7 protein-coding genes are annotated in these 6,983 nt (G+C 55.3%); 4 read left to right on the top strand and 3 right to left on the bottom strand.

Annotation, left to right across the window (positions count from 1 at the left end; genetic code table 11):
• From ABJQ89_RS08390 to ABJQ89_RS08380, 3 genes are all read left to right on the top strand, one after another.
• On the top strand, positions 1-733 hold a 733-nt coding region (locus tag ABJQ89_RS08390), incomplete at its 5' end, for a TRAP transporter large permease subunit (protein WP_348495798.1).
• Positions 734-744: 11 nt separating this feature from the next.
• Positions 745-1,521 carry a cyclase family protein gene (locus ABJQ89_RS08385; RefSeq protein WP_348495797.1) on the top strand — a complete coding sequence of 259 codons (777 nt, stop codon included), beginning with the start codon at positions 745-747 and terminating at the stop codon, positions 1,519-1,521.
• Positions 1,522-1,523: 2 nt separating this feature from the next.
• Positions 1,524-2,033 carry an OsmC family protein gene (locus ABJQ89_RS08380; RefSeq protein WP_348495796.1) on the top strand — a complete coding sequence of 170 codons (510 nt, stop codon included), beginning with the start codon at positions 1,524-1,526 and terminating at the stop codon, positions 2,031-2,033.
• Between the two features lie 15 nt (positions 2,034-2,048).
• Here ABJQ89_RS08380 and ABJQ89_RS08375 read toward each other — a convergent pair whose 3' ends face one another.
• The 3 genes from ABJQ89_RS08375 to ABJQ89_RS08365 all read right to left on the bottom strand — a co-directional run bounded on the left by ABJQ89_RS08375 (position 2,049) and on the right by ABJQ89_RS08365 (position 5,497).
• Positions 2,049-3,320, bottom strand: coding sequence for an O-antigen ligase domain-containing protein (locus ABJQ89_RS08375; RefSeq protein ID WP_348495795.1), 1,272 nt, complete (start codon positions 3,318-3,320; stop codon positions 2,049-2,051).
• 3 nt (positions 3,321-3,323) lie between these two features.
• The gene (locus ABJQ89_RS08370) at positions 3,324-4,760 is read right to left on the bottom strand and encodes a hypothetical protein (protein ID WP_348495794.1); all 1,437 of its coding nucleotides are present in this window, start codon (positions 4,758-4,760) and stop codon (positions 3,324-3,326) included.
• A gap of 122 nt (positions 4,761-4,882) precedes the next feature.
• Positions 4,883-5,497, bottom strand: a complete 615-nt coding sequence (locus tag ABJQ89_RS08365; RefSeq protein WP_348495793.1) for a response regulator transcription factor — start codon at positions 5,495-5,497, stop codon at positions 4,883-4,885.
• Between the two features lie 249 nt (positions 5,498-5,746).
• Between ABJQ89_RS08365 and ABJQ89_RS08360 the strand changes: the two genes are divergently transcribed.
• On the top strand, positions 5,747-6,983 hold a 1,237-nt coding region (locus ABJQ89_RS08360), incomplete at its 3' end, for a WecB/TagA/CpsF family glycosyltransferase (protein ID WP_348495792.1).

The raw sequence follows: 6,983 nt of genomic DNA, 5'->3' as shown, positions 1-6,983 counted from the left end.
ATTCGGCGTTGGCACAGTTTTGATGGCAAGTTTTGCACCAAAGTTCGTTGGTGAGAGCCTAAGCGCAGATGGAACAGGCATGACGACAGGCGAGCTGATCTCGAAAGGCTTGCCTATCACTGCCTTGATCGCGATCGTGCTAGGGGGCATTTACCTTGGCCTCTTCACACCCGTGGAAGCGGGCGCCATTGGCGCAATCGGTGCACTCGTTATCGGGTTGATCAAACGACGTTTGAGCCTGCCCGCATTATGGCGAGTTCTAGTGGAAACCGGCCTTGTGACAGCGTCGGTGTGCTTTCTCATCATTGCCGCGCAGATGTATTCGCGCATGTTGGCGTTCTCAGGCGTACCGGTCACTTTCGGGCAAATGGCTGCAACGGCCGACCTTGGCGTCTTGGGCCTGATCGCGGGTTACGTTCTGGTGGTGATCGTGCTCGGCATGATCTTGGACAGCTCGTCCATTATGTTGATCGTTGTTCCGCTGATGCTTCCCATCGTGGTGCCCATGGGCGTGGATTTGGTCTGGTTCGGCATTGTCACCGTCATCGCTGTTGAGATCGGACTACTTACGCCGCCATTTGGAATATCGGTCTATGTGATCAAATCGACGCTGGATGACGACAGCATCAGCCTGCTCGATATCTTCATTGGCGCTGCGCCTTTCGCTTTGATGATGCTCTTGTGCCTCGTCCTTATTATTCTCTTTCCTCCCATCGCAATCGGCCTCTTGTAGGAGAACATCTCATGCCCCGTAAATTTATCGATCTCTCTGTCCCGCTTGAGGCTGAAATCCCCTCTGATCCAGAAATCATGTTGCCGCAGATCGATTACCTGAGTCACAAGGATACAGCGGAACAAATGGCAGGGTTCTTTCCGGGACTGACACCTGAAGAACTGCCCGCAGGGGATGGGTGGGCCATCGAAAAGCTGACGATTTACACCCACAACGGCACCCATCTGGATGCGCCCTATCACCATCACTCCACGATGAATAACGGTGAACGCGCGATTACTATCGATGAAGTGCCGTTGGAATGGTGTTTCGGCAATGGGGTGAAGTTGGATTTTCGGCATCTGCCAGATGGGCATGTGGTGACGCCCGATGAAATCGATGCCGAACTGGAGCGCATTGGGCACAGTTTGCAACCATTGGATATCGTTGTGGTGAACACCGCGGCGGGTGCACGCTATGGGGAGCCTGATTACTTGATCCGAGGTTGCGGGATCGGGCGGGAGGCTACGCTACACATGCTCAAGCAGGGTGTACGCGTGACGGGCACCGATGCGTGGAGCTGGGATGCGCCATTCCCCTTAACCGCCGCGCGGTTTGCCGAGGAAAAAGACCCGTCCATCATCTGGGAAGGGCACCGCGCGAGTATGGAAATCGGCTATTGCCACATTGAGAAACTTGCCAATCTGGACCAGTTGCCTGCGACAGGCTTCACGCTTTCCTGCTTCCCGTTCAAGATCAAAGCCGCCTCTGCCGGTTTCGTGCGCGCGGTCGCGATTTTGGAGGAGTGACCATGACAATTGAGCAGCCCAAAGATCCGTTAGAGGTTGTCTTTACCTGTTCGGGTAAAGCCGTTGGTAAGATGCGCAATGATCTCGATGTGAAAATGACCGAGCCGATGGAAGAGAGCTTCACGCTCGCCACCGATGAGGGGCCTTTCCATGGAGGGGATGCATCCGCTCCGCCGCCTCTCGCGCTTTTTATAGGGGGGCTGACGGGATGCATTATGACCCAGCTTCGGGCCTTTGCGAAACGGATGGACGTGCAGATCGATGATCTAAACGTGGATTGCAAGATCGTGTGGCAGTGGACCCCGAAAGAGCGCATCTATGAGACTGGGCCAAAGTCGTTCGACATCGATATTTTCTTGGAAAGTCCTAACCCACTCGAGGATCAAATTGCCCTAATAGCCGCTGCTAAAAAGGGGTGCTTTGTTGAGCAAACCTTGGGGCAGGTGAACAAAGTGCGCCACAAATTGCGCACGCCGACTGGCTTTGTAGACGTAGAACGGATGGAAGGCTGACGTTTACCCGCGCGTTCATTCTGCGTCGTTGCGCAAATCTTCCAACTCGCGCGCGTGAATGCCTAAGACCACAAGCGCAGGCCACAGAAGATAGGCTTCGATCTCAATGTTCTCGCCGAAGGACAAGAGCGTCAAAGTCATCATGATACCAAGCGGTAGGTAACCTCGTGGGCTAACTGCGGCGTCTTTCAGGGCGAGCAATGTTTGCCACACAAAAGGGACGAGTAAGGCAAGAAAACCAACCGCGCCTTTGACAAAAAGCAAACCATACCACGTGTGGTGGCTTCCGATGGGCATGTATTCTACGGCATGGCTGCCTGGTTGAACGGTTCCATGTCCGAACCAATATGCATCGTTCTGCCACCGCTCGGATGCGATCCTTTGAAGGGTTTCACGCACGCGCGTACTGTCTGCGCGCGCACCTTTAAAGGCGGCTACACCGTCTATCGCAGCCATTGCGACGCGCGTGCCCAAGACCGCCATGGACGCCGTTAATGCAGCAGCGACCTGCCATGCCCAACCGCGCAAAAGCAGCGGCATCATGCGCGGGCCGATGGTGCAGGCCGTAAGTCCAACGAGGCCCATGCGTGATTTTGAGGCCAATATCATCAATGCGCCCGCGGCCAAGCCGATACTGCGCCATTTGATGTCTTTTTCTTCAAGCGCGAAGAGCACCATCACCACGCCAAGGAGGGCTGCAAACGGGGACCACGGGGCGTAGAATTGCCATCTTGGCGTCCAGCTGCTGGGGTCCCACGTGAAGAAATAGACGGAGAAATATTCGGGACCGGGTCCACCGATTGCCTTGAGAGGTGATGTGAAAATACGCTCTGGCAAACCGATCATCGGCGCGGCGAGCAGAATAGGGGCAAGGATCAGCGTCCAAAGACCAATGATGCATTGACCCCGCGCAAGCACGTCGCGGCGGATCGGTAAAACAGCACCGATCAATGGGAAGAGAGCAAGCAGTGCCCAGCCCTTGGCCCAACCAATAGAGGACTTGATAGTTTGTTTTGTCCCAAGGGACCAATCAAAATGCCCAACCCAAAGCGCCACAAGCAAAACGAACATGCCCACAATCCAACCCCAAACCACTGGGGGAATGGACCCTGTGGCGCGCATGTCGTCGCGCACCGCAGGGCCAAAGTAGAGGATCAGAGCGCAAAGCCCGCCAAGGAGCCAAGCGATGACCGGACCGACGACATAGAGCGCGCCGAGGCCGTAGAAGGGCCATGTCCACACAAGAGTCTTGTAGACAAAGCGTTCGATTGGATTGAGCTCGTCCATGACTTACGCTTTTGGCTTTGTGAACAAGCGCGACAGCAGGGCGGCGCGGATCCAGCCCAAGGATAGGCCAAACAAAAGCATGAGGGTCGCTGCAATCCCTGCCATCAGCGCGAGCTTGCGGTTTGGTGAGGATGGCTTTTGCGGCAAGGAGGGGTCTTCGAGCACCTGCACCAAGGGGTAGGACGCGTAGACGTCAGACTTGCTGGACTCTGCGCGCGCAATTGCAGTTGCGAAAACCGCTTCTGAAACAGAGAAGTCGCGTTCCAAGTCTTGCATTTTTGCAGCAACCACCGCGAGTTGATCGATCTCGGACTGCGCTGTTTCGAATTGCAGCTGCAATGTTGTGAGCTCTTGCTCCGCCGCGTCAAATTCTACTTTCTTGCGAACGAGTTCAGATAGGAGGTCGGCGCGTGCACCGTTCGGCGCGATGTCTAACCCGCGCAGCGTGTCGCGATCAAAGCCTGTCACGTCTTGCGCCAGATTGAGCGCAACGATCTGGGCTTCGTCGCGCGCGTTGCGTGCAGAGACGACTTTTGGGTGCCGTGATCCATAGGATGAGTTTGCTTCTGACAGCGCGACTTCAAAGCGCGCAACATCGTCAAGCAATGCCAAATATCCGGCGTCGGCAAAAAGCTTCAACGTCGTTGCCGCGCGCGTGGCATCCTGACCCAACTGCGCTTCTAGCGCGGTCAGGCTCGCGCGGCGTTCGCTCAAACCCGCGCGTCGCTCAAGGATCAGAGTTTCAAGGTTCTGATGGCGATCAACAAGGGTGTCGTATTGGTCCACTGAAAGCAGACCGCTTTGCGTTTGAAGCTGTTCGATCCGTGACCGTGTTTGCGCGACTGCGACACGATAATCGGAAATCGCTTCGGCGCCGCTGTCCTCTCGCGTGACAACTTCGTCTGTGCGCAGCGCATCAAGTTCTGCGAAGAACGCAGCAATGAGAGCGGCGCCACGGCGCTGGGCGTCTTCGGGGGTGCCACCCGTCATTTCCACGTGGATAAGGCTGGTTTGATCGACAAGACGAATGCGCGGAGCGCCGAGTTCCAAGCGGGTCAAACCCATTGAAGATGCAGCAGCATCGACGATGCGATCCGCGCCAAGCAAACGTTTGTATGTTTCTGTGGGGCTGACGGCGTTGCTGGCGAATGCTGAGTTCGCATAGGAAGACGCCTGACCGATGCCATTTACGTTCATGGAGGCTGACGCGCCAGAGCCGGGCAAAATGAGCGACGTCGTAGAGCGATAGGTGAGTGGGGCGTTTTTCAAGTATCCCAACAAGGGCGCCCAGATAAGAGCTGCGCCGAGCAAAGCAATCGCCAAATAGCGGGGGAAGCGACGCAGATCGCTGAGCGATCCACCCACAAGAATACGGTGTCCTAATCCGCGCCCGCGTGATTTTGAAGGTTTGGGTAATGTATCTGTTAAAGTCATTGTCATCGGCAATCTCCTTAGCCGATGAGTACTTTATTATGTGTGAGCGTGCAGTTGCGCTGCAGGAGAGGAGCATGGGTCGTTTGCGCCGCTGCCTATTCCTTTGGGTAGTTGGCGGAACGTCCTGCCTAAAAAAGCCCCGCCTCGCGCGCGATGAGAGCAGCCTGCGTTCGATTGGATGCCCCCACTTTCCGATAGAGCGTTTTAACGTGCAGTTTGACAGTTGGCTCTGTGATTTCGAGATCGCGGGCGATTTCTTTGTTCGATTTACCCTGTGTCAGTCCCTCAAGCACCTGAAGCTCTCGCGGCGTTAGCGTTTCAGCCAAAGCGTTCTTAGGTGTCTCTTCGATAGCTGTCATAAAGTCGATAGGGGCGTATTGTTCACCCATCGCCATGAACTTCACCGCGTTGATCAGCGATTTGGCTGGAAGAGATTTAGGGACAAAACCAGCAGCGCCTGCTTCCAATGCGTCTTCTGCAATTTGCTTGGACGCTTCGCCAGAGATCAGCGCGACGCGTTCACACCCGTCCATCGCCAATACTTTCTTGAGGCCGTCTAACCCGTTCATGCCGGGCATGTTGTAATCGAGCAAGACAAGATCATAGGCCTCATCCGCGTTGATGCGCGCGATTGCCTCATCCAACGTGCCCACAGCGGCGGTTTTCATCGCGCCTTGGCCCTCGAGGAACATCACAAGTGTGTCCCGTAACAGGTCGTGGTCGTCGGCGATCAATACTCTCATACTTGGTGTCCTAACAAGACTGCTCTGAATGATACTATATTCTGCGTCAGCATTAAGGCAACCGCAGTGAGAATTTACTTGAGGCCTATCCCGAACGGATAGGGTTGTGGCCCAAAGTGATGGACTGTCGCTCCATCAGAGCCGTTCGCACCTCGAAATGGACCCATTCCTGTCCGCCTGTTCCGTTGCACCAAAGGGCTGTAATCGTTGATGAAATAAGCAGTTCGAAATTCAACGAAAGCTGCTGAAATGACACTACACGCTCAATTTAATCAATCCTTTGATCTGGTTCGCCCTGTGCGCCAAACTTACATTTCTTCACTGAGTGCCTCACTTGTAGACATGAACAGTGCCGATGCAATTTCTGCTCTTCTCAGCCCCGGCCGCAAGCGAGTCGCCTTTATGAATGCGCATTGCTTCAACGTCATGGCACGTGATCGTCAGTATGCAGCTGCAGTACAATCTGCCGATATGCTTTTGCCTGACGGGTCAGGCGTTGCAATTGCGAGCAAGCTGGTGGGCAAGCCCCTCACTGCGAATTTGAACGGCACGGATCTTATCCCTGAACTCGTCGCGCAGGCGGCAAAGACAGGTAAATCCATCTACCTCTTCGGCGGCACACCCGGAACGGCCGAAGCCACGGCACGCGCGCTCGTGTTTAAAAACCCCGGTCTGCGCATTGCAGGCACACGCGACGGGTTTGCACAGGCGGCTGACGACAACGCGGTTATCGCAGACATCAACATTAGCGGTGCAGACATCGTTCTCGTCGCGATGGGCGTGCCAAAGCAAGACCTTTGGTTGTACAAAAATGCCCACCGCATCAACGCAGACCTTACGATGGGTGTTGGCGCTGCATTCGACTTTATCTCTGGCAACGTGCCGCGCGCTCCGAAAGTTTTCCGTAAAGTCGGGTGCGAATGGATTTGGCGCCTTGGTGTAGAGCCGCGACGCATGGCGAACCGCTACTTGGTCGGTAATGTAAGCTTCCTCGCGCGCTCGGCGATGCAGGGTCTGCGCAAAGCGTCCAAAGGTGCAATCGCACGACGTTCTCTCGACATCGCAATCGCAGGAAGCGCGGCATTGATCCTGTCACCACTTTTGCTGCTGGCGGGTTTGGCGGTCAAACTGGATAGCGAAGGTCCCGCCCTGTTTCGTCAGACACGCGTCGGCAAAAATGGGCGTAACTTTGAGATCCTCAAGTTCCGTTCAATGTGCGTGGATGCGGAACAGCGTCGCAAGGAAATTTTGAAAACCTCTGACCGCGAAGGCCTGTGCTTCAAATCAAAAACCGATCCTCGTATCACACGGGTAGGGCGCTTTATTCGACGGTTCTCGATTGATGAGCTTCCACAATTGATAAACGTTTTGCGCGGTGAAATGTCGATTGTTGGTCCACGCCCTGCGTTGCCTACAGAAGTGGATGCCTACCCAGTGCGCGCGCTCGGCCGCCTTGCGGTGAAACCAGGTATCACCGGTATCTGGC

Origin of the sequence: Planktotalea sp. (genome assembly GCF_039984035.1) — a bacterium.
GTDB lineage: Bacteria > Pseudomonadota > Alphaproteobacteria > Rhodobacterales > Rhodobacteraceae > Planktotalea.
The sequence above is the reverse complement of the archived record's forward strand: the minus strand, read 5'-3'. Positions and strand labels throughout refer to the sequence as shown.